Source organism: Kitasatospora sp. NPDC127116, from assembly GCF_042677365.1.
GTDB lineage: Bacteria > Actinomycetota > Actinomycetes > Streptomycetales > Streptomycetaceae > Kitasatospora > Kitasatospora lactacystinica.
Map to the genome: position 1 here is coordinate 141,899 of NZ_JBHXTL010000002.1, position 20,638 is coordinate 162,536.

Genomic DNA, 20,638 nt, shown 5'->3' on the forward strand with positions numbered 1-20,638 from the left:
ACGACCCCAGCGATCCCACCGAGAGGCAGACCGATGACCGACCAGGACCTCACCGCCTACCCCCTTCCGCTCTCCCCCTACGGCGAGCCGCCCGCCGAGTTCGCCGAACTGCGCGCCAAGTGCCCGGTCAGCCGGGTCCGGCTGCCCAGCGGCGACCAGGCCTGGCTGGTCACCGGCTACGACGAGGTCGTCTCCGCGCTCTCCGACCAGCGGCTGTCCCGGGCCGCGCTGCGCGAGCCGGGCGCCGTGCGCACCGTCTCCGGCGAGGACTTCTCCGACAACCCGTACAACCTGCTCAACCAGGAGGGCCCCGACCACGCCCGGCTGCGCCGGCTGATCTCCCCCGCCTTCACCCCGCGCAAGGCCGAGCGCTGGCGCTCCCGGGTGGTCGAGATCGCCGACGAGCTCATCGACCGCCTGGTCGAAGGTCCCCGGCCGGCCGACCTGCACCACGACTTCGCCGCCGTGCTGCCGGTCTGGGTGATCTGCGAGATGGTCGGCGCCCCGGTCGAGGACCGCCCGCTGCTCCAGCAGTGGACCGACCGGCTGGTCTCCATCACCGCCCACACCCCCGAGGAGCGGCTCGCCGCCCGCCAGGAGTCCGCCGCCTACGTCGCCGGGCTGGTCGCCGAACGCCGCGCGAACCCCGGCGAGGACCTGCTCTCCACCCTCATCTCGGCCCGCGACGACGAGGACCGCCTCGACGAGCGCGAGCTGGTCTGGCTCGGCATCAACCTGCTGGTCGCCGGCCACGACACCACCGTCAGCGCGGTCTCCCGGGCGCTGTACCAGCTGCTGCGCCACCCCGACCAGTGGCGGCTGCTCACCGAGCGCCCCGACCTGCTGGACAACGCGACCGAGGAACTGCTGCGCTACGCCCCGCCGTCCGAGATCGGCTTCATGCGGGTCGCCACCGAGGACCTGGAGCTGGCCGGCACCCCGGTCGCCAAGGGCGAGGGCGTCATCCCGGTGATGCACGCGGCCGGCCGCGACATCCGCCGGGTGGACGACCCCGAGCGGCTCGACCTCACCCGCGCCGACCCCAAGCACGTCGCCTTCGGCCACGGCGCCCACTACTGCCCCGGCGCGGGCGTCGCCCGGATGGAGCTCCAGGTCGCCTTCGGCACCCTGGCCCGCCGGCTGCCCTCGCTGCGGCTCGCGGTGCCCGCCGAGGAGGTCGAGTGGCTCGGCGGCCTGCTGACACTGCGTCCGAAGGCGCTGCCCGTCGAGTGGTGACGGGGCTCGGCGGACGCCCCGGCGACCCGGTCCGACGGCCCGTCCGTTGGGCCGGGTCGCCGCCCGCCGCCCGGCCGTTGGGACGGGATCCGGTCCGTACCGACGCCCGAAGACGGAACACCTGTCCGATCCCGAGACTTGGGGCCAGCAGGTACACCGCCCCCTCCGACCGGACCGCCCGCTCCGCCCAGGAACGAGGACCCATGCCCACCACGCCTCCTCTGGCCCTGACCGGCCACGACCTGACCCTCGCCGACATCGTCTCCGTCGCCCGGGCCCGCCCCGGCACCGCCGGACCGGTCCTCGCCCCCGCCGCCACCGGGAGGATGTCCGCCTCCGTCGCCCTCAAGGAGGACTGGCTGGCGCGCGGCATCCCGCTGTACGGCATCACCACCGGATTCGGCGACTCCGTCGGGCGGCAGATCTCCGCCGACCGCGCCGCCGCGCTCCAGCGGAACCTGATCACCTACCACCTCAACGGCACCGGCCCGACCGCCGCGCCCGAGGTCGCCCGCGCCGTCCAGCTGATCCGCGCCAACTGCCTGGGGCGCGGCCCCTCCGCGATCCGGCCCGTCGTGGTCGACACCCTGCTGCGCCACCTGGCCGCCGACATCCTGCCGCTCATCCCCGAACGGGGCTCGCTCGGCGCCAGCGGCGACCTGGTCCCGCTCTGCTACCTGGCGCACGCCCTGCTCGGCGAGGGCGAGGTGCTGCACCGCGGCCGGATCCGCCCGGCCGCCGAGGCGCTCGCCGAGGAGGGCATCGAACCGGTGGTGCTCACCGCCAAGGAGGGCCTGGCACTGATCAACGGCACCTCCTTCACCTCCGCCTTCGCCGTCCTCGCCGCCCACGACGCGGCCGAACTCGCCGCCGCCGCCGACATCGCCACCGCCCTCGCCGTGGAGGCGCTGAACGGCAACGCCTCGCACTTCCACCCGTTCCTGCACCGCCAGAAGCCGCACCCCGGCCAGCTCGCCTCCGCGGCCGCGATCCGCGCCCTGCTCGACGGCTCCGAACTCGCCACCGACTACCGGGGCATCCTCGACCGCCAGGAACGCCTGGGCGACCGCGGCTTCCTCACCCACGAGCACCGCATCCAGGACCCGTACTCGCTGCGCTGCGCCCCGCACGTCACCGGCGTGCTGCGGGACACCCTGGACTGGGTGCGCCCCTGGCTGGAGACCGAGGTCAACTCCTCCACCGACAACCCGCTGTTCGACACCGAGGAGGGTTTGCTGCACCACGGCGGCAACTTCTACGCCGGCCACGTCGGCCAGGCCATGGACGGCCTCAAGACCGCCGTCGCCAACACCGCCGACCTGCTCGACCGCCAGCTCGCCCTGCTGGTCGACCCCAAGTTCAGCCGCGGCCTGCCGCCCAACCTGATCGCCCCCGCCGCCGACACCGACGCCCACGCCGGGCTCCACCACGGCTTCAAGGGCATGCAGATCGCCGCCTCCGCGATCACCGCCGAGGCGCTCAAGACCGCCCTTCCCGCCTCACTGTTCTCCCGCTCCACCGAGGCGCACAACCAGGACAAGGTGAGCATGGGCACGATCGCCGCCCGCGACGCCCGTACGGTCGTCGAGCTCGCCCGCGACGTCACCGCGATCCACCTGCTCGCCGTCGCCCAGGCGGTCGAGCTGCGCGGCCTGCGCAAGGCCTCGCCCACCCTCCAGAAGGTGCACGGACTGATCCGCGAGCAGGCCCCGTTCACCGACCGCGACCGGCGGATGGACGGCGACATCGCCGCCGTGGCCGGCCTGGTCCGGGACGGTTCGCTGCGCCGCGCCGCCGGGCTCCCGGAGCCCTTCGCCGCCTGAACCCCCGCCCTTCGCCGTCCGAACCCCCGCCGTTCGCCGTCTCCCCCGCACCGGCACGTCCCCGACCGTGACTCCCACAGCCCGAGGAGCTATCGAAGATGCTGCTACTGCGCGACCCCGCCCAACGCCAGGACGCCGCCGAGCGCCTGGACTCCCACACCGCCCTGATCCACCGCACCTGGCAGGGCCAGGACCCGGCCGAACGCTACGGCGCCGAGCTGGCCACCACGCTGGCCGCCGCCGTGCGCTCCCCGATGTACGCGGGCACCCTCACCGGGGAACTCGCCGAGCGGCTGCGCTCGGACACCCCGCTGACCCCCGCCGAGGCCCTGGACGCCTTCGCCGCGCTGCCCTTCCTCGGAAAGAAGGAACTCGGCGGCCACGGCGCCGGCGCGTTCACCCGCCCGCTGTCGGAGTTCCTGCACTACTACGAGTCCTCCGGCACCACCGGCGACCCGGCCCCCGCCCCCAAGGCGGTGGACGACCTGCTGGTCAACACCCTCAACATCGGCGAGATGTGGGGCCGGCTGCTGCGGCCCGCCGATGTCGCCCTGATCCTCATCAACGCCCCCTTCGCACCCGCCGCCTACCAGTTCGAGAAGGTGCTGGAGTACCTCGGGGTGATGTCCTTCCGCCCCTGGGTGGACAACATCACCGGCGACTACACCCGGGTGCTGCGACTGATCTCCGAACTGAACGCCAACGTCTACGTCGGACCGCCGTCCCGGCTGCTGGAGCTGGCCCAGTTCTCCCAACGGAACGGCCTGCCGCTGCCCCGCTTCGACCGGCTGCTGCTGATGGCCGAACAGACCGGCCCCAGCTTCGTGCGCCACCTCGAACGCCTCACCGGCGGCACCGCCTACGTCGGCTCGTACGGCTCCTCGGAGACCGGCACCCTCGCCGTCACCTGCGAACACCGCCGGCTGCACCTGCAGTTGCAGAGCTACCTGCTGGAGATCGACGACGGCGACCGCACCACCGTGCTCGGCCCGGACACCGACCCGGTGCAGGGCGAGCTGATCGTCACCACCCTGGACATCCCCTCCCGCCCGCTGCTGCGCTACCGCACCGGCGACCTGGTCCGGATCGAGACCGACCCCTGCGAGTGCGGCATCCGGCTGCCCGTCCTGCGCACCCTCGGCCGGGCCCAGGACGTCCTGCTGCTCGCCGAGAACAACATCCGCCAGGACGACCTGGAGGAGGCGCTGTGGGCCGAGGCCCTGCCCGGCGCCTCGGTGTTCAACTACATGCTGGTGCTGCGCGGCAGGGCCCTCGTCTGCCTGGTCACCACCGACGGCACCCCGGACGGCTCCTGGTCGAAGGTGCTGGAACAGCGCCTCGCCCCGCTGTTCGAGGAGTACACGGTGACCGTCCACCCGGTGGAGAAGCTGCCCCCGCTGGCCTCGCTCGGCCAGTACCTGGGCTGGAAGCTCTCCCGGGTCCTGGACCTCAACGAGGAGGCCAACTGGGGCCGGCTGCCCGCGCCGCTCACCTCACTGGTGCGCGAGTCGCTGGCCCAGGTCGCCGAGGCCACGGGGGTCGGGGCATGAGCGGAATCGCGGGGCTGGTGTCGCGCAGCGGGGATGTGCGCGAACAGGCCCAACTCGTCCAGGAGTTCACCGACACCCTGACCCACCGCGGCCCGCGCCGCGGCGGCACCTGGCTGGCCCGGCACGCCGGCCTCGGCCACCGCCAGTTCCACACCGGGCCACGCAACGACGTGCCCCAGCCCTGGTTCCCGCCCGAGCTGGACCCGGCTCCGGCCGTCATCGCCTTCTCCGGCGAACTGCTCAACCCCGGCCCGCTGCACACCGCGCTGACCGCCCGCGGCCACCGCATCCGCAACGGCTCGGACGCCGAACTCGTCCTGCGCGCCTACCTGGAGTGGGGCGCCGAGGCCGCCGACCGACTGGTCGGCGGTTACGCGGCGGCGATCTGGGACGCCCGCACCGAGGAGCTGGTGCTGATCCGCGACCGGCTCGGCGTCGAGCCGCTCTACTGGGCCGAACTCCCGGACGGTTCGCTGGCGTTCGGCTCCGAACCGAAGGCCCTGCTGGCCGCCGGGCTGCCCGCCGAGGTGGACGCGAACGGCCTGGTGGACGTCCTCACCGTGGCGCTCAAGCGTCCCGGCGACGCCGTCTACCGCGGCCTGCACGAGGTCCGTCCCGGGTGGCTGCTGGTCGCCGGTCCGAACGGCGTGCGCCACCGGCGCTACTGGGCCCCGGAGGCCGCCGAGCACACCGACGACGAGCCGACCACCGTCCGGCGGGTGCGCGCCCTGCTCGCCGACACGGTGCGCCGGCAGTCCGCCGACACCGGGGTCAAACCCGGCGCCCTGCTCTCCGGCGGCCTGGACTCCAGCGCCATCGTCGGCCTGGCCGCGGCCGGCGGCGACAAGATCGCCACCTACTCGGTCGACTTCGCTGGCAGCGAGACCGACTTCAAGGCGGACGCCCTGCACGTCAGCCGGGACGCCCCGTACGTCCGGGCGGTGGTCGACCACGTGGGCACCAGGCACACCGAGATCCTGCTGGACGCCCCCTCGCTGCTCGACCACCTGGGCGCCACCCTGCGCGCCCGCGACCTGCCCGGCGTCGGCGACCTCGACGTCTCGCTGCACCTGCTCTTCCGCGAGGTGCGCGGCCACGCCGAGGTGGTGCTCTCCGGCGAGGGCGCGGACGACGTCTTCGGCGGCTTCCCCTGGTTCACCGCCGAGGCCGACCGGCCGACCGCCAACTTCCCGTGGTCGGCCGGGATCACCGACCGCAGCGGGATGCTCTCCGCCGAGCTGCGCCGACACCTGGACGTGGACGCCGAGGTGGCCGCCCGCTACGGCGAGGCGCTCGCCGAGGTCCCGCGGCTGGCGGGCGAGTCGGGCGCGGACCGCCGGCTGCGCGAGGCCTTCCACCTCCAGCTCACCCGCTTCCTGCCCTTCCTCCTGGACCGCAAGGACCGGATGAGCTTCGCGGCGGGCCTGCTGGTCCGGCTGCCGTTCACCGACCACCGGCTGGTCGAGTACGTGTGGAACACCCCGTGGGCGCTCAAGCGGGTCGGCGGCCAGGAGAAGGGCCTGCTGCGGGAGGCGGTCGCCGATCTGCTGCCCGCCGAGGTGGTGCGGCGGCAGAAGAGCGGTTTCCCGTTCGGGCAGAGTCCGGAGTACCTGGAGGCGGTCCGCGAGGCCGTCCGCGCCCTGCTCGCCGACCGCGACTCGCCCGCCCTTCCGCTGCTGAACGCCGACGCGCTGCGCGCCCAGGTGGACGGCGGCGGCTGGCACACCGGCACCTTCACCCCGCCGCCCTGGCTGCCGCGCGCGCTGCTGCTGGACGCCTGGCTGCGGACGTACGGCGTCCGCGTGGTGCTCTGACCCTCCGACCGCACGGAACGCGCCGCCCGTACCCCCGCTCCACCGGGGTACGGGCGGCGCCGCGATCGCCCCGGGCACGCCCGACGGAACGCCCCGACGGAACGCCCGGGCTGAACGCCCCGACTGAACGCCGACGGGCCGGCCGCCCCCGCAGGGGTGACCGGCCCGTCGGTGTGCGCGGGTGCGTCAGGCCCGCTTCCCCCAGGCGGTGAAGACCGCGAGGGAGAGGTCCCGGAACCGCGGGTCGGCGAGCTCCCGGTACGCCGCCTCGAAGTCCTCCTCGGTGGCGAGCCCGGCGGCCACCACGGCCGGCCGGGTCTGCTCCAGGGTGAGCCGCCACCACTCGGCCTCGTCGTCCCCGCCGGCGATCAGCTGGAAGCGCGCGTCGTGGCCGAGGCCGCTCAGCCCCTTGCCCTCCAGCGGCACCGGCAGGCTGCGCGCCCATTCGGTGTCGGTGCCCACCGCGGTCTCCAGGTGGCGGCGGAAGGCCCGCAGCACGGTCCGGTAGCCGGGGTGCGGCGAGTCCTTGATCGGGAAGAAGGCCGGCTCCTCCAGCACCAGCGTCCCGCCCGGGGCCAGCCACTGGACCAGCCTCTCCACCGCCTTCTCCGGGTCGGGCAGGTGGATCACCACGTACCGGGCGTGGATGAAGTCGAAGGAGGCGGGCGGGAAGTCGTCGGTGTAGACGTCGTGGCGCAGCACCCGCACGCCGTCGGCGGCGAGTTCGTCCAGGAAGGTGGTGTCGAGGTCGGTCACGGTGACCTCGGCGCCCTGCTCGGCCAGCCAGCGGGCGACCGAGCCGCCGCCCCCGCCGACCTCCAGCACCCGGTGCCCGGCCCGCAGGCCGAGCCCCCGGAAGCGGCTGCGGGTGTGCTCGTCCAGGACGGACTCCAGCAGCCGCAGCCGGTGCAGTTCGGTGTCCACGGCGTGGCTGAAGACCCCGTCGCGGTAGCGCTCCTCCTTCCACTCCCAGCGTTCGCCGGTGGCCCCGGCGAAGACGGACTCCGAGTCGGTCTGTACGGTCATGGGCTTCTCCTGTGATCGCGGTCGAGCGTGCGGACGGGGGTCAGACGAAGGCGAGGACGCGGACCGGGCCGCCGGTCCCGCCGAGGTGCTTGGGCGCGCCGACCACGGCGACCGCGCCGAGGTCGGGCACGGTGTCGAGCCCGGCGAGGCACTCGATGGCGTACTTGCCGGCCGGCAGCAGCACCCGATGGGTGTCCGGGTCGGCCGGGCGGGTGCCGGGGTCGAGGCTGATCGAGTCGGTGCCGACGCCCACCACCGAGCGCTCGGTGACCAGGAAGTGCGCGGCCTCCACCGAGATCCCGGGGAAGCGGTAGAGCCCTTCCGCGGGGTCGAGGTTGAGGAAGGCGCCGGGGGTGTCGATCCGGTGCGCCCAGTCGTTGTCGACGGCGAGCAGCGCGCCGTCGGGGATGCGGCCGTTGCGGCTCTCCCACGCCAGCAGGTCGTCGACGGTCAGTTCGGTGACGTGGTCGCGGGCGGCGCGCTCGCCGATCCGGACCACGGCCAGCGGTGCGACCAGGGTGTCGGCCGGGATCTGGTGGGTGGCCAGGCCGTCGTCGTCGAAGTGCGAGGGCGCGTCGAGGTGGGTGCCGATGTGCTCGTTGTAGGTGAGCTCGAAGGCGTTGTACTCGTGCTCGGCGAGGTTGGCGAGCCGCTTGATCTCCATCGGCTTGACGTACAGCTCGAACACCGGCCAGTCCGGGCCGACCACGTGGGTGAGGTCCCGGACGGCCCCGCGCGGCAGGCTGATCGGGGCTCTGGCCCGGAGCGGCGCCGAGACCTCGGCGGGCCCGGCGGCGACGGGCCCGGTGGCGGTGTGGCCGGTGGCGCCGGCCACCGTTTCCGGTGAGCACATGGGATTCCCCTTCCTTGAGAACGTCTACGGAAAAACAATCTCCTGAACGCGTTATGCTGATGACCCCGCCCGCAGAAGGAGTTCCGATGGCCACCGCCCCGCGGACGCCCCGCCTCGCCTCGCCCAGCCGGACGGACGACGGGGGCGAGCGCCGGCAGTACTTCGCGACGCTCACCCGGGAGCGCCCGGACATCGCGCTCTGCCGGGCCACCACCGTGGTCGCCCGGGCCATCGACGAGGAGCTGACCGGCGCCCGGCTGACGGTGGCCCAGCACCTGGTGCTGAAGATGCTGGACGCGGTCGGGGCCTGCTCCCAGCAGGAGTTGAGCGAGCAGCTGCGGATCGACCGCAGCGTGATGGTCGGCTGCATCGACGGCCTGGAGAGCTCCGGACTGGTCGTCCGCGAGCGTCACCCGCGCGACCGCCGCGCCTACGCCGTCACCATGACCGAGGTCGGTTCGCGGGCCCTGGCCGAGGCGGAGGCGGGCATCGCCCCGATGATGGACCGGGTGTTCGCCGCGCTCACCGCGGAGGAGCGGGACACGCTGATCCGGCTGACCCGCAAGCTCCTCGCCGTCCAGCCGGGCGGGTGAGCCCCGGAGCGGGGCGGGCGGACCCGTTATCCGACCAGCGCCTGGTTGACCAACTGCCGCAGGCGTCCGTGCAGTTGGTGCGCACTGGAGGGCATCAGCTGGGTCAGGAAGAGCACCGTCAGCCGCTCCGCCGGGTCCACCCAGAAGATGGTGGACGCGGCGCTGTGCCAGCCGTACTCCCCGGCGCTGGCCGGCACCCCGGCGGCGGCCGGGTCCTGCACCACCGCGAAGCCGAGCCCGAAGCCGACCCCGGCGGTGGGCATCTCGGAGAACACCGGCCGCCCGACGCTCTTCAGGTCCCCGCCGCCGGGCAGGTGGTTGCGCAGCGCGTGCCGCAGGGTGTGCCGGCCGAGCACCCGTACGCCCTGGTACTCGCCCTCGCCGAGCAGCATCTGGCTGAACCGGTGGTAGTCGGCGAGCGTGGTGACCAGTCCGGAGCTGCCGGAGAGGCAGTGCGGCTCGCGCAGCACGTCACCGCCGAAGGCGTCGTTGCGGACGGCCTTCCCGCTCGCCGGGTCGACGACGTAGAAGCCGGCCAGCCGGTCGGCCTTGTCGGCCGGGACGTGGAAGCCGGTGTCCGCCATGCCGAGCGGGCCGAGCACCCGCTCGGCCAGGAACTCGTCCAGCCGCCTGCCGGAGGCGACCTCGATCACCCGCCCGAGCACGTCGCTGGAGGCGCCGTAGTTCCAGGCGGTGCCGGGCTCGAAGAGCAGCGGGAAGGAGGCCCACTTGGTGACGCACTGGGCGAGGTCGAGGCCGGGCGCGGTGGTCCACTCGAAGCCGTTGGCGGTGTAGATCTCGTCCACCGGGTGTGCCCGGTGGAAGCCGTAGGTCAGGCCGGAGGTGTGGGTGAGCAGGTGCACGATCCGGATCGGCTCGGCGGCGGGGACGGTGACCGGCCGGGAGGCCGGCCCGCGCTGGTAGACCCGGACGTCGGCGAACTCCGGCAGGTAGCGGGAGACCGGGTCCTGGAGGCCGATCGCACCCTCCTCCAGCAGCACCAGCGCGGCCACCGAGGTGACCGGCTTGGTCATCGACCAGGACCGGTAGATGGTGTCCGGGGCCTGCGGCAGGCCCTTCTCGACGTCGCGGTGCCCGTATCCGGCGAGGTGGGCGACCTTCCCGCCGCGGGTCACGGCGAGCTGCCAGCCGGGCAGCCGGCCGTCGTCCACGTAGGCCCGGAGGTAGGAGTCGATCCGGCGCAGCCGCTCGGGGTCCAGCCCGACCTCGGCCGGTTCGACTTCGACTTTGATCTGCGACATGGCGTCCTCTCGCGGTCGAGCACTCTCGTCATGCTTCGAATGTTCGAAGATAGTGGAAGCATAGAAAGAATCAACTCGGCACACAAGAGCGGAACTTGAGATCCCGTCCGGTTCCACCCACTGGACTTCGAATGTTGCGCAAGTTTCGAACCATCAATAGGATCCGGAAGGATCCGCACCCCCCTTCCGACCCGACCGGAGCTGGAGCCCCGCCCATGCCGCCCCTCGCGCTTTCCATCGACGAACTCCTCACCACCACCCGGGCGGTGCGCAAGCGGCTCGACCTCACCCGCCCGGTCGAACGCGAACTGATCGAGGAGTGCCTGGCCCTGGCCACCCAGGCCCCCACCGGCCGCAACCGCCAGCGCTGGGATTTCATGATCGTCACCGATCCCGCCAAGCGCTCCGCGATCGCCGACCTCTACCGGCTCGGCCTGGTCCGCCCCCGCCAGCAGGTGGTCGGCACCGGCGTGGACCGCACCGTCGGCGACCAGCTGCGCCGGCTCCGGCTCGCCGAGAGCGCCCAGCACCTCTTCGACCACCTGCACGAGGTCCCGGTCCTGGTGATCCCCTGCGTCCGGATCGAGGGCCGGCACGAGGTCGACTCCTTCGTCGGCCAGGCCAACACCTGGGGCTCGATCATCCCGGCCACCTGGCAGTTCATGCTCGCCGCCCGCTCCCGCGGCCTCGGCACCGCCTGGACCACCCCGCACCTGCACTACGAGCGCGAGGCGGCCGAGATCCTCGGCATCCCCTACGAGACCGTCCTGCAGGCCGCGCTGATCCCGCTGGCCCACACCATCGGCACCGACTTCCGCCCCGGCCCCCGGGTCGGCACCGAGCAGATCGCCCACTGGGACGCCTGGTAGTCCCCCCGGTGGCACCGCGCCCACCAGGAAGTTCTTGACCACCGATCAGGCAGATCTTTAGGATGGCTTCCATGTTCCGGGAATGTCGAGTCAACGGCCTTGCTGCCGAAGCGACTTCCGACTGTGCGACGCACCGCTGCCGCTGTCGCCCCTGAACTCTCCTCCCGCGTCCGCGCACCGACCGCGCACCGACTCGACGCCGGAAAAGAAATCTCCTCTCATCATCACGATTCCGCCCCCGCGGTGGTGCCCCCACGCACCCCGCCGATTCCGGCTGCCCGGAGTCCCGGAATCTCGACGGCAAGGAGAACGAACATGAGCCTGTCCCTCTACCGCCCCGCCGACCCCGCCGATCCCACCGGCCCCACCGTCCGCGTGCTCATCTGCGCCGCCTCACCGCTGCTGCGCACCGGGCTGCGCACCATCCTGCAGCGCTCACCCGGGCTGCAGCCCCTGACCGAGCTCTCCACCACCGCCAGGATCGCCCAGGCCTGCGCCGCCAAACGCCCGGACGTGGTCGTCATCGACGCCGACATGCCCGGCATGGAGGCCTGCGAGGTCAAGAAGCTCACCTCCGACCGGGGCACCACAGCCCAGGGCGCTGGGCAGCCCGGCGTCATCCTGCTGGTCCGCCCCGGCGACCCGGAGCGGATGCTCGACTACCTCAGAGCCGGCGCCCGCGGCCTGGTCCTGCGCGACGGGCCCGAGTCCGACATGGTGCACGCGGTCCGCGCGGTCGCCGCCGGGAACGCGCTGATCTCCCCGCCGATCACCGCCGAGGTGGTCACCGAGATGGCCCGCCGGCTGCCCGGACCTCCGCTGCACACCCCACCGCTGCTCCATCTGCTCACCCCGCGCGAACAGGAGGTGCTCACCCTGATCGCGGGCGGGCTGTCCAACGCCGAGATGGCCGCCGAGCTCCACCTCAGCGAGAAGACCGTCAAGTTCCACGTCTCCAACGTGCTCGGCAAGCTGCGCGTGCGCAGCCGGGCCCAGGCCATGGTCTACGCCCGGTCGGGACACCGGGCGGCCGGGTAGGGGCTGCGCGGCGTCACGTCTGCGGGGCCAGGGCCCGCAGCGTGTCGCGCATCCCCTCCGGCCCGGGGCCGAACTCCGGCACCGGCAGCACCGCCAGCAGCGGCGTGTCCACCCCCGCCGCCGCGAACTGCGCGATCCGCTCCCGGCACTCCCCCGGGGAGCCGTGGATCAGCAGCGCGTCGATCAGGTGCTCGGGCACCGCCTCGCACGCGCCGTGGAAGTCGCCCGCCGCCCACGCGGCGTGCGAGGCGGCCAGCTCCTCGCCGCGCCCCAGCCAGTCGTGGAAGCCGCCGTACGTCCGGGCGTTGAGGATCGGCCCGAGCAACTGCCGCCCCTGCCACCGGGCGTGGTCGCGGTCCTTGGTCGGGCAGACGAACAGCCGGGCCACCACCTCCTTGGTGCGGCCCTCCTCGCCCATCGCCTCCCGCACCCGCGGTACGTCCGCGGCCGCCAGGAAGTTGGTCACCAGCCCGTCCGCCTCCCGGCCGGCCAGCCGCAGCATCTGCGGGCCGAGCGCGCCCATCATCACCGGCGGCACCGGGTCGGGCCGCAGCGCCGGGGTGTACCCCTCGATGGTGAAGGAGTCGAACGCGCCCCGCACCGTCCGGCCGGCCAGCGCGTGCTTCAGGAACCGCACGGTGTCGCGGACCTGACGGTACGGATGCTGGAACGGGATGCCGTTGATCCGGGTGACGAACGGCGGGCCGGAGGAGCCGACGCCCACCACCACCCGGCCGGGAGCGGCCTCGGCCAGCGAGGCGACCGTCATGGCGAGCAGCGCCGGCCCTCGGGTCTGCACCGGCACCACCCCCGTGCCCAGCCGCAGCGCGGGCGCCCAGGCCGCGGCGAGCGCCAGCGGGGTGAAGCCGTCGTAGCCCGCCGCCTCCCCGGTCCACACGTCGGTGTAGCCCAGATCGGGCAGTTCCTCGACCAGTGCGCGGTGGCGGTGCAGCGGGACGCCGCGCAACGGGAGCGTCAGACCGTAGCGGCCCACGGGCACCTCCCGGCGGTTCGCTCGCGGCGTTCACTCATCGGGTGTCCTTCCGCGGGAACGGCGGTGCGGGCCGGCCCCATTGCCTAAGATTGGATAGTACGCCAAAGTTCGAACAATCCATCGCACGACCAGGACGACCAAGGAGCCGCCATGCGGACCCCGAGCCACCCGGCCACCGACTCCATCCAGCTCGCCGGCATCTTCCACGCCCTCAGCGACCCGGCCCGACTCTCCATCGTGACGGGCCTGTCCGAGGTCGACGAGCAATGTTGCAGCGACCTGGACGTCCCCCTGTCCAAGTCGACCCTCTCGCACCACCTCAAGGTGCTGCGCGAGGCCGGCGTCACCACCACCCGGGTCGAGGGCACCCGCCGGCTGATGTCGCTGCGCCGGGACGACCTCGACCTGCGCTTCCCCGGCCTGCTGGACGCCGTCCTGGACGCCGCGACCCGTGAGCCCGCCGGCGCCCACTGATTCTCCCCGACACTCCCGGGGCGGCTCTTCGGCCGTACGACCGGTCTGTGCCCCGGCCTTTGGACCTGAATCGGCCCCGCCCGGCCCCACCGGGCGCGCCGGTGGACCAGGCTTGCCGCGTCCCTGCCGTCCGCAGCCCGCCCTGGAGTCCGCCGTGCCCGCCGACACCCGCGCCCACGAGACCGCCGCCCACGACACCCCCGCTCACGAGGCCGCCGCCCGCGCCGCCCTCGACGCCTTCCTCGACGCCCTCAACAGCCGCGACCTGACGGCCTGGGCACGGACCCTGCACTACCCGCACGTCCGGGTGCACGAGGGCGAGGTGACGGTCTGGGAGGACGAGGCCGGCTACGTCGAGCGGTCCGCCCCCGAGCTGGCCCTGCTGGTCGCCTCCGGCTGGGCCCGCAGCGGCTGGGAGAGCGTCGAGCTGAGCCAGTCCTCCCCCGACCAGGTGCACGCCCTGGTCCGCTTCGCCCGCTACGACGCGGCCGGGGAGCGCACCGGCTCCTTCGACTCGGTCTACGTGCTCACCCGGCGCTCCGAGCGCTGGGGCGTGCTCGCCCGGATCGGCTTCCCGGCCGCCTGACCGCGGCGCCGCCGGCCGCGGGAACGCCCCGGACACGACGGCGGGGCCGGCCCGGGAACTCCCCGGCCGGCCCCGCCGCGACGCGCGCTCAGGCCGCTATCGGCCGCTGGCTGCGCACCGCCTGGAGCAGCCCGATGGCCATCCAGTTCGCGAACATCGAGGAGCCGCCGTACGAGACGAACGGCAGCGGGATGCCCGCGACCGGCATGATGCCCAGGCACATCCCTATGTTCTCGAAGGCCTGGAAGGACAGCCAGGCGATGACCCCGGCCGCCACGATCGTCCCGTACAGGTCGGTCGCCTGCCGGGCGATCCGGCAGGCCCGCCAGAGGATCACGCCGACCAGCGCGATGATCGCCAGCGCCCCGACGAAGCCCAGCTCCTCGCCGGCCACGGTGAACACGAAGTCGGTCTGCTGCTCCGGCACGAACTGCCCGACGGTCTGGGTGCCGTGGAACAGCCCCTTGCCGGTCAGCCCGCCCGAGCCGATCGCGATCCGGGCCTGCGCGGTGTTGTAGCCGACGCCGTTCGGGTCCAGCTGCGGGTTCGCGAAGGCGGCGAAGCGGTCGATCTGGTACTGGCTCAGCAGTCCGAACTTCCAGATCGCCACGCACCCGGCGGTGCCCGCCACCAGCAGGCCGAGCACCCAGCGGTTCGCCGCGCCCGAGCCGAGCAGGATGCCCAGCACGATCGCGGCCATCACCATCACCGAGCCGGCGTCCGGCATCAGCAGCACTATGCCCATCGGCAGCCCGGCCCAGAGCAGTCCCCGGAACACCGCCCGGTGCGAGGGGAACTCCCGCTCCCCCGCGTCCACCTGGTCCGACAGCACGACCGCCATCGCCAGCACGATCGCGAGCTTCGCGAACTCGGCCGGCTGGATCGAGAAGCCGCCGCCGAGCTGGATCCACGAGTGCGCGCCGTTGATGGTCGAGCCCAGCGGGCTGAGCGTCGCCAGCAGCATCAGGAGCACGCCGACGTACAGGAACGGCACGATCGTGCGGAAGCGCCGGCTCCCTATCGCTATCACCACGGAGCACAGCACCAGCCCGACCACGAAGTTGGTCAGGTGCCGGTACAGGAAGTACTGCGGGTCCCCGTGGGTCAGCGAGTCGCGCCCGCGGGTGGCCGACCAGACCAGCAGCGAACTGCCGGCCGAGAGGGCCAGCGCGGCCAGCAGCAGTATCCAGTCCAGCCGCCAGAGCGGGGAGTCCTTGGCCAGGGCCTTGGAGACCCCGCTGCGCTGCGGTGCCAGCCGCAGCTGCCGGTACGAGCCGTAGGAGGTCATGCCCGTCCCCTTCCCGGTCCGCGCGTGGGTTCGAGCGCGGCGTCGGCCGCGGTGTACGACGCCGGACGGTCGGCGGGCGGCGTCCGGTCGAGGAAGGCCGTCGCGGGGGCCGGCTGCGCGGCGGCCGCGTCGAGCAGCGCCGGGGCCGGTGCGGCGGCCGGCGCCTGGGCTCCCGGCGCCGCGTCGACGCCGTACGAGACCGGCTTGATGATCGCGGTGCCGTCCGGGTTGAACTTCGGCAGCTCGGCCTGCGGCGCGGGCAGCAGTGCCTTGCCGGTGTCGATGCCGCCCTTGTCGTCCACGCCGTACAGCGCCTGGTAGATCCGGCGGATGGCGTCGCCGGAACCGCCGGAGCCGGTGCCGCCCTGGCTTATCGTCATGACGACGGCGTAGTCCTTGCTGTACGTGGTCAGCCAGGAGGTGGTCTGCTTGCCCTCGACCTCGGCGGTGCCGGTCTTGGCGTGCAGCGTGATCTTGTCCTGCGGCCAGCCGTTGAACTTCCAGGCGGCGGTGCCGCTCTTGATGACGCTCTCGGTGGCCTGGTTGATGTAGCTGAGCAGCTTCTCGTCGCCGGGGAACCTGGCGTCCTCGTGCGGGGCGATCTCGCGGACGAGGTCCCCGCCCGGGCTTATCACCGCCTTGGCGATGGTCGGCCGGTAGAAGGTGCCGCCGTTGGCCAGCGCCGAGTAGATCCGGGCCATCTGGACCGGGGTGACGAGGGTGTCGCCCTGGCCGATCGCGAAGTTGACGGCGTCACCGGCGCGCATCTGGTAGCCGTCGACGCAGTTCTCCCGGGCGATCTGGTCGGAGTAGCTGTTGCCGCCCTTCTGCCCCTGGGCGCACCAGGCGTCCTTGTTGTTGTCGTAGAAGGACTGCTTCCACTGCCGGTCCGGCACCCGGCCGGTGACCTCGGACGGCAGGTCGATGCCGGTCTTGGCGCCGAGGCCGAACTCGTGGGCGGTCTTGAAGAACCAGTCGCCCGGCTCCTTCTTGGGCTTGATGCCGCCGTCCTTCAGCCACTGGTCGTACGCCAGGCCGTAGAAGACGGTGTCGCAGGAGACCTCCAGCGCCTTCTCCAGGGAGATCTGGCCGAAGTTCTCGCTCTCGAAGTTCTTGAACTCGCGGCCGCCGATGGTCATGCTCTTCGGGCAGTCGTAGTGGCCGTCCAGCGAGTAGCCGGCCTGCACGGCGGCGGTGGTGGAGATGACCTTGAAGGTCGAACCGGGGGCGGACTGACCCTGTATGGCCCGGTTCAGCAGCGGGAAGTTGGAGTCCTTGCTGGTCAGCGACTGGTAGTCCTTGCCGCTGATGCCGCCCACCCAGAGGTTCGGGTCGTAGGTCGGGGCGCTCGCCATCGCGACGATCCGCCCGGTGTGCACGTCCATCACCACGGCGGCGCCGGAGTCGGCCTCGTAGTTGCGGTTGGTGACCTTGTCGAAGGTGTTCCGGGCGTCGTTCATGGCCTGCGCCAGGTTGTCCTCGACGACCTTCTGCACCCGGGCGTCGATGCTGGTGACCAGGTTGTCGCCGGTCTGCGGGGCGACGGTGCCGGCGTTGCCGATCACCCGGCCGAGGTTGTCCACCTCCAGCTTGGTGATGCCCGCGGTGCCGCGCAGGTCGCGGTCGTACACCGACTCCAGGCCGGCCCGCCCGATCTGGTCGGCCGGCAGGTAGCGGTCCAGGCCGCTCCTACCGGCGGTCTTGCTGACCTCCTCGTCGGTGACCGGCGAGAGGTAGCCGAGCACCTGGGCCATGTTGGCGCCCTCGGCGCCGGTGTAGCGGCGCACGGCGGTGGGCTGCGCGGTGACCCCGGGGAAGTCCTCGCGGCGCTCCATTATCTGCATCGCCTGCTGGGTGGTCGCCTCCTTGGTGACCGGGATCGGCTGGTACGGCGAACCGTTCCAGCACGGCTGCGGGGTCTTGGCGTCGCAGAGCCGGACCTTCTCCTGCACGTCCTTGGCGGGCATCCCCAGCACCTCGGCCAGCCGGGACAGCACCGCCTTGCCGCCGTCCTTCTGCTGGAGCAGCGAGGTGCGGCTGACCGAGACCACCAGCCGGGTCTCGTTGCCGGCCAGCACCCGCCCGGAGGCGTCCAGGATCTCGCCGCGGACGGCCGGCTCGACCACCTCGCGGATGTGGTTGCCGGTCGCCTTCGCGGTGTATTCCTTGGCGTTGCGGATCTGCAGGTACCACAGCCGCCCGCCGAGGGTGGCGAGCAGCGACAGCACCAGGATCTGCAGCACCACCAGACGGATCGTCACCCGTCGGGTGCGTCCGGTCTCGGGGATGTTGCTCACGTCTCGTGCGCTCCAGGATGCGGGGAGGTCGGGTGGTCGGGGCCGGGCCGGTTACGGGCGGCGGACGAAGCCGGGCACGCGCCGCTTCTTGTACGACGGGCCCGTCGAGGCCTCGCGGGTGGTGCGGTAGCGGGCCAGGGTGCCGAGGCCGGAGCTGCCCTCGTCGTCGTCCGCCGCGGCCACCGGGTCGCGCCCGAAGCGGCGGCCGAGGTACATCACCAGCGGCACCACGAAGGGCGCCAGCAGCAGGTCGTAGAGCAGGGCGCTGATCACCAGTCCGCCGAGACCGACGTGCCGGGCCGCGGTGTCGCCGACCAGGGCGCCGACCATCGCGTAGAGCAGGGTGGAGGCGACCGCCGCGGCACCGACCACCAGCAGCGAGCCGGCCACGGAGCGCTGGCGGCCGTGGTCCGGGCGCAGCAGTCCGGCGGCGTAGCCCATCAGGCAGAGCACCAGCGCGTAGCGGCCGATCGCGTGGTCGGACGGCGGTGCGAGGTCGGCCAGCAGGCCGCCCGCGAAGCCGACCAGGCAGCCGCCGGTGGGCCCGTAGACCATGGCCAGGCCGACCACGACGAGCAGCAGTATGTCCGGGGTGGCTCCCGGGAGCTGGAGCCGGCCGAAGACGCTGACCTGGAGGATCAGGCCGAACAGGACGAGGCCGGCGGAGACGGGGATGCGGGCGAGGCGCATGGCTCAGTTCCCCCCAGTGGGCTTGGCGGGCGGGGCGGCGGGCGCGGAGGCCGGCACCTGTCCGGGCACGGAGGCCGGGACCTGGCCCGGCGCGGCGGCCGGCTGGCCCGCGGCGGGCGCCGGCGGCAGGACGGCGTCGCGCGGGTCGGCGCGCGGCGGCACGACCACCACGCCGACCAGGTCCAGCCGGGTGAACTGGACGAAGGGCTCGACCATGACGGTCTTGGTCAGCTGGCCGGCGTTGGCCTGGACCTCGACGACCTTGCCGACCGGGACGCCGGGCACGAACGGGCGGCCGCTCTGCGAGCCGAAGGTGACCAGCCGGTCGCCGGCCTTGACCTGGGCCTTGCCGTTGAGCAGCGAGACCTTCATCGGGCTGTCGCCGCCGCCGGAGGCGAAGCCGATCTCGCCGGTGCCCTCCAGCCGGGTGCCGGCCGAGAAGCCGGGGTCGGAGGCGAGCAGCACGGTGGCGGTGGTCGGGGCGACGGTGGTGATCCGGCCGACCAGGCCCTGACCGTTGATCACCGTCATGTCGCGGGTGAGGCCGTCGTCGCTGCCGGCGTCGATGGTGATGGTCCAGGAGAAGCCCTGGGCCGGGCCGATCGCGATGACCTGGGCCGCCTTGACGGTGTAGCCGCCGGCGCCGGCGGTGCGCAGCAGGTCGTCCAGCTGCTTGGTGCGCCCGGTGGCCATGTCGGAGGAGGCGAGCTTCTGCCGCAGTTCGGTGTTCTCGCGGGCGAGCTGGTCGGTGCGGCCGCTGTCGGTGGCCGCGTCCCGGAAGGCGCGGACGGTGTCGGCGACCGGGTCCACGACGGTGGCGGCTCCGCGCTCGACCGGTCCGAGGACACTGGCGGCGGCGTGCCGGGCCGGGCCGAGCGGGGAGTCCTCACCGCCCTTGATGTCCACGGTGATCAGCGCGAAGGCGACGGCCACCAGCAGGATGAGCAGCAGCCGGCTCTCTCGTGTGTCCCTCACGGTGCTGGTACTGCCCCTTCGTACCTGGCCGCCGCCCGGGGCTGTGGGGCCCGGGCGGCGGCCCGTTCAGTCGAGTGTCGGATGTGGCGCGTGGTACCGGTGGTGCGGCGACGTGTCAACGACGCGGCGAGGCGTCGAGTACCTGCTGGAGGGCCTCGAACTCCTCGACGCACTTGCCGGAGCCGAGCGCGACGGAGTCGAGCGGGTTCTCCGCGATGTGGATCGGCATGCCGGTCTCGCGGCGCAGCCGCTCGTCCAGGCCGCGCAGCAGGGCGCCGCCGCCGGTGAGCACGATGCCCCGGTCCATGACGTCGCCGGCCAGCTCGGGCGGGCACTGGTCGAGGGTGGTCTTGACCGCGTCGATGATCGCGTTGACCGGCTCGTCGATGGCCTCGCGGACCTCGGCGGCGGAGATCACCACGGTCTTGGGCAGACCGCTGACCAGGTCGCGGCCGCGGATCTCGGCGTGCTCGTCCTTCTCGCCCTCCAGGCCGAAGGCGCTGCCGATGCTCATCTTGATCTGCTCGGCGCTGCGCTCGCCCAGGAGCAGCGAGTACTCCTTCTTGATGTGCTGGACGATCGCGTTGTCCAGCTCGTCGCCGGCCACCCGGATGGACTGGGCGGTGACGATGCCGCCGAGCGAGATCACGGCGACCTCGGTGGTGCCGCCGCCGATGTCGACGACCATGTTGCCGGTGGCCTCGTGGACGGGCAGGCCGGCGCCGATCGCGGCGGCCATCGGCTCCTCGATGATGTGCACCTGGCGGGCGCCGGCCTGCGAGGAGGCCTCGATGACGGCGCGGCGCTCGACGCCGGTGATGCCGGAGGGCACGCAGACCACGACGCGGGGGCGGGCGAGGTAGCGACGGCGGTGGATCTTGAGGATGAAGTACCGCAGCATCCGCTCGGTGATCTCGAAGTCGGCGATCACGCCGTCCTTGAGCGGGCGGATGGCGACGATGTTGCCCGGGGTGCGGCCGATCATCTTCTTGGCCTCGGCGCCGACCGCGAGGATCCCACCGGTGTTGGTGTTCACCGCGACGACGGACGGCTCGTTCAGGACGATGCCCTTGCCCCTGACGTACACCAGCGTATTGGCTGTTCCGAGGTCGATCGCCAAGTCGCGGCCGATGAACGACAGGTTGCTCGCCATGGGGTGTGGGTGCCTTCCCGGGCTCGGAGTTCATGGGGGGGTGGACGAATGCGCGCCCACGCTTGGGCGGAGACCAGCTGAGCTGCCTTACCGGGCCCTTGAGTCGCGTCCATCGTA

General features: G+C 72.8%; 18 protein-coding genes. 9 read left to right on the plus strand and 9 right to left on the minus strand.

What is annotated here, in order from left to right; all coding sequences use genetic code 11:
- Positions 1 to 33 precede the first annotated feature (33 nt).
- From ACFVHV_RS01675 to asnB, 4 genes are all read left to right on the plus strand, one after another.
- Positions 34 to 1,236 (plus strand): cytochrome P450, encoded by a 1,203-nt coding sequence (locus ACFVHV_RS01675; protein WP_359908108.1) that lies wholly within the window; start codon positions 34 to 36, stop codon positions 1,234 to 1,236.
- 203 nt (positions 1,237 to 1,439) lie between these two features.
- The gene (locus ACFVHV_RS01680) at positions 1,440 to 3,059 is read left to right on the plus strand and encodes an aromatic amino acid lyase (protein ID WP_380348062.1); all 1,620 of its coding nucleotides are present in this window, start codon (positions 1,440 to 1,442) and stop codon (positions 3,057 to 3,059) included.
- A 98-nt stretch (positions 3,060 to 3,157) separates the two neighbouring features.
- Positions 3,158 to 4,609 (plus strand): phenylacetate--CoA ligase family protein, encoded by a 1,452-nt coding sequence (locus tag ACFVHV_RS01685; protein WP_380348063.1) that lies wholly within the window; start codon positions 3,158 to 3,160, stop codon positions 4,607 to 4,609.
- Entirely contained in the window at positions 4,606 to 6,423 is a 1,818-nt protein-coding gene (asnB, locus tag ACFVHV_RS01690; RefSeq protein ID WP_359908116.1) for an asparagine synthase (glutamine-hydrolyzing), read from the plus strand. The genes ACFVHV_RS01685 and asnB overlap by 4 nt, the downstream gene beginning before the upstream one ends.
- Positions 6,424 to 6,609: 186 nt before the next feature.
- Here the strand turns inward: asnB and ACFVHV_RS01695 are convergent, their stop codons facing one another.
- Positions 6,610 to 7,449 (minus strand): methyltransferase domain-containing protein, encoded by an 840-nt coding sequence (locus tag ACFVHV_RS01695; protein WP_359908119.1) that lies wholly within the window; start codon positions 7,447 to 7,449, stop codon positions 6,610 to 6,612.
- Between the two features lie 40 nt (positions 7,450 to 7,489).
- A complete protein-coding gene (locus ACFVHV_RS01700) occupies positions 7,490 to 8,302 on the minus strand; it encodes a cyclase family protein (RefSeq protein ID WP_380348065.1) in 813 nt (270 codons plus the stop codon).
- An 86-nt stretch (positions 8,303 to 8,388) separates the two neighbouring features.
- Between ACFVHV_RS01700 and ACFVHV_RS01705 the strand changes: the two genes are divergently transcribed.
- Entirely contained in the window at positions 8,389 to 8,895 is a 507-nt protein-coding gene (locus ACFVHV_RS01705; RefSeq protein WP_359908123.1) for a MarR family transcriptional regulator, read from the plus strand.
- 26 nt (positions 8,896 to 8,921) lie between these two features.
- Here the strand turns inward: ACFVHV_RS01705 and ACFVHV_RS01710 are convergent, their stop codons facing one another.
- The gene (locus ACFVHV_RS01710; protein WP_380348067.1) at positions 8,922 to 10,157 is read right to left on the minus strand and encodes a serine hydrolase domain-containing protein; all 1,236 of its coding nucleotides are present in this window, start codon (positions 10,155 to 10,157) and stop codon (positions 8,922 to 8,924) included.
- Between the two features lie 215 nt (positions 10,158 to 10,372).
- Here ACFVHV_RS01710 and ACFVHV_RS01715 point away from each other — a divergent pair, with 215 nt between their 5' ends.
- Positions 10,373 to 11,026 carry a nitroreductase family protein gene (locus ACFVHV_RS01715; RefSeq protein WP_359908129.1) on the plus strand — a complete coding sequence of 218 codons (654 nt, stop codon included), beginning with the start codon at positions 10,373 to 10,375 and terminating at the stop codon, positions 11,024 to 11,026.
- A gap of 315 nt (positions 11,027 to 11,341) precedes the next feature.
- The gene (locus ACFVHV_RS01720) at positions 11,342 to 12,064 is read left to right on the plus strand and encodes a response regulator transcription factor (RefSeq protein WP_359908131.1); all 723 of its coding nucleotides are present in this window, start codon (positions 11,342 to 11,344) and stop codon (positions 12,062 to 12,064) included.
- 13 nt (positions 12,065 to 12,077) lie between these two features.
- Here ACFVHV_RS01720 and ACFVHV_RS01725 read toward each other — a convergent pair whose 3' ends face one another.
- The gene (locus ACFVHV_RS01725) at positions 12,078 to 13,058 is read right to left on the minus strand and encodes an LLM class F420-dependent oxidoreductase (protein WP_359908134.1); all 981 of its coding nucleotides are present in this window, start codon (positions 13,056 to 13,058) and stop codon (positions 12,078 to 12,080) included.
- Between the two features lie 150 nt (positions 13,059 to 13,208).
- Here ACFVHV_RS01725 and ACFVHV_RS01730 point away from each other — a divergent pair, with 150 nt between their 5' ends.
- Positions 13,209 to 13,532, plus strand: coding sequence for an ArsR/SmtB family transcription factor (locus ACFVHV_RS01730; protein WP_380348070.1), 324 nt, complete (start codon positions 13,209 to 13,211; stop codon positions 13,530 to 13,532).
- Between the two features lie 154 nt (positions 13,533 to 13,686).
- On the plus strand, positions 13,687 to 14,118 hold the full coding sequence (locus tag ACFVHV_RS01735) for a hypothetical protein (RefSeq protein WP_380348072.1): 432 nt from the start codon (positions 13,687 to 13,689) through the stop codon (positions 14,116 to 14,118).
- Between the two features lie 88 nt (positions 14,119 to 14,206).
- Here the strand turns inward: ACFVHV_RS01735 and rodA are convergent, their stop codons facing one another.
- The 5 genes from rodA to ACFVHV_RS01760 form a co-directional block, all read right to left on the minus strand.
- Positions 14,207 to 15,406 carry a rod shape-determining protein RodA gene (gene rodA, locus ACFVHV_RS01740; protein ID WP_359908141.1) on the minus strand — a complete coding sequence of 400 codons (1,200 nt, stop codon included), beginning with the start codon at positions 15,404 to 15,406 and terminating at the stop codon, positions 14,207 to 14,209.
- The gene (gene mrdA, locus ACFVHV_RS01745; RefSeq protein ID WP_359908144.1) at positions 15,403 to 17,703 is read right to left on the minus strand and encodes a penicillin-binding protein 2; all 2,301 of its coding nucleotides are present in this window, start codon (positions 17,701 to 17,703) and stop codon (positions 15,403 to 15,405) included. The genes rodA and mrdA overlap by 4 nt, the downstream gene beginning before the upstream one ends.
- 51 nt (positions 17,704 to 17,754) lie before the next feature.
- Positions 17,755 to 18,393 (minus strand): rod shape-determining protein MreD, encoded by a 639-nt coding sequence (gene mreD, locus ACFVHV_RS01750; protein ID WP_359908147.1) that lies wholly within the window; start codon positions 18,391 to 18,393, stop codon positions 17,755 to 17,757.
- Between the two features lie 3 nt (positions 18,394 to 18,396).
- On the minus strand, positions 18,397 to 19,368 hold the full coding sequence (gene mreC / locus ACFVHV_RS01755) for a rod shape-determining protein MreC (RefSeq protein ID WP_359908150.1): 972 nt from the start codon (positions 19,366 to 19,368) through the stop codon (positions 18,397 to 18,399).
- A gap of 115 nt (positions 19,369 to 19,483) precedes the next feature.
- Positions 19,484 to 20,509: a rod shape-determining protein gene (locus ACFVHV_RS01760; RefSeq protein ID WP_049648984.1), complete on the minus strand. Its 1,026-nt coding sequence runs from the start codon at positions 20,507 to 20,509 to the stop codon at positions 19,484 to 19,486.
- Between the last annotated feature and the right edge of the window lie 129 nt (positions 20,510 to 20,638).

What these genes read in the sequence shown, in the direction of transcription:
- mreD (WP_359908147.1), bottom strand. Translation starts at nt 18,393, where the DNA reads ATGCGCCTCGCCCGCATCCCCGTCTCCGCCGGCCTCGTCCTGTTCGGC.
- ACFVHV_RS01675 (WP_359908108.1), top strand. Translation starts at nt 34, where the DNA reads ATGACCGACCAGGACCTCACCGCCTACCCCCTTCCGCTCTCCCCCTAC.
- ACFVHV_RS01710 (WP_380348067.1), bottom strand. Translation starts at nt 10,157, where the DNA reads ATGTCGCAGATCAAAGTCGAAGTCGAACCGGCCGAGGTCGGGCTGGAC.
- ACFVHV_RS01680 (WP_380348062.1), top strand. Translation starts at nt 1,440, where the DNA reads ATGCCCACCACGCCTCCTCTGGCCCTGACCGGCCACGACCTGACCCTC.
- ACFVHV_RS01695 (WP_359908119.1), bottom strand. Translation starts at nt 7,449, where the DNA reads ATGACCGTACAGACCGACTCGGAGTCCGTCTTCGCCGGGGCCACCGGC.
- asnB (WP_359908116.1), top strand. Translation starts at nt 4,606, where the DNA reads ATGAGCGGAATCGCGGGGCTGGTGTCGCGCAGCGGGGATGTGCGCGAA.
- ACFVHV_RS01715 (WP_359908129.1), top strand. Translation starts at nt 10,373, where the DNA reads ATGCCGCCCCTCGCGCTTTCCATCGACGAACTCCTCACCACCACCCGG.
- ACFVHV_RS01720 (WP_359908131.1), top strand. Translation starts at nt 11,342, where the DNA reads ATGAGCCTGTCCCTCTACCGCCCCGCCGACCCCGCCGATCCCACCGGC.
- ACFVHV_RS01705 (WP_359908123.1), top strand. Translation starts at nt 8,389, where the DNA reads ATGGCCACCGCCCCGCGGACGCCCCGCCTCGCCTCGCCCAGCCGGACG.
- rodA (WP_359908141.1), bottom strand. Translation starts at nt 15,406, where the DNA reads ATGACCTCCTACGGCTCGTACCGGCAGCTGCGGCTGGCACCGCAGCGC.
- ACFVHV_RS01700 (WP_380348065.1), bottom strand. Translation starts at nt 8,302, where the DNA reads ATGTGCTCACCGGAAACGGTGGCCGGCGCCACCGGCCACACCGCCACC.
- ACFVHV_RS01730 (WP_380348070.1), top strand. Translation starts at nt 13,209, where the DNA reads ATGCGGACCCCGAGCCACCCGGCCACCGACTCCATCCAGCTCGCCGGC.
- ACFVHV_RS01685 (WP_380348063.1), top strand. Translation starts at nt 3,158, where the DNA reads ATGCTGCTACTGCGCGACCCCGCCCAACGCCAGGACGCCGCCGAGCGC.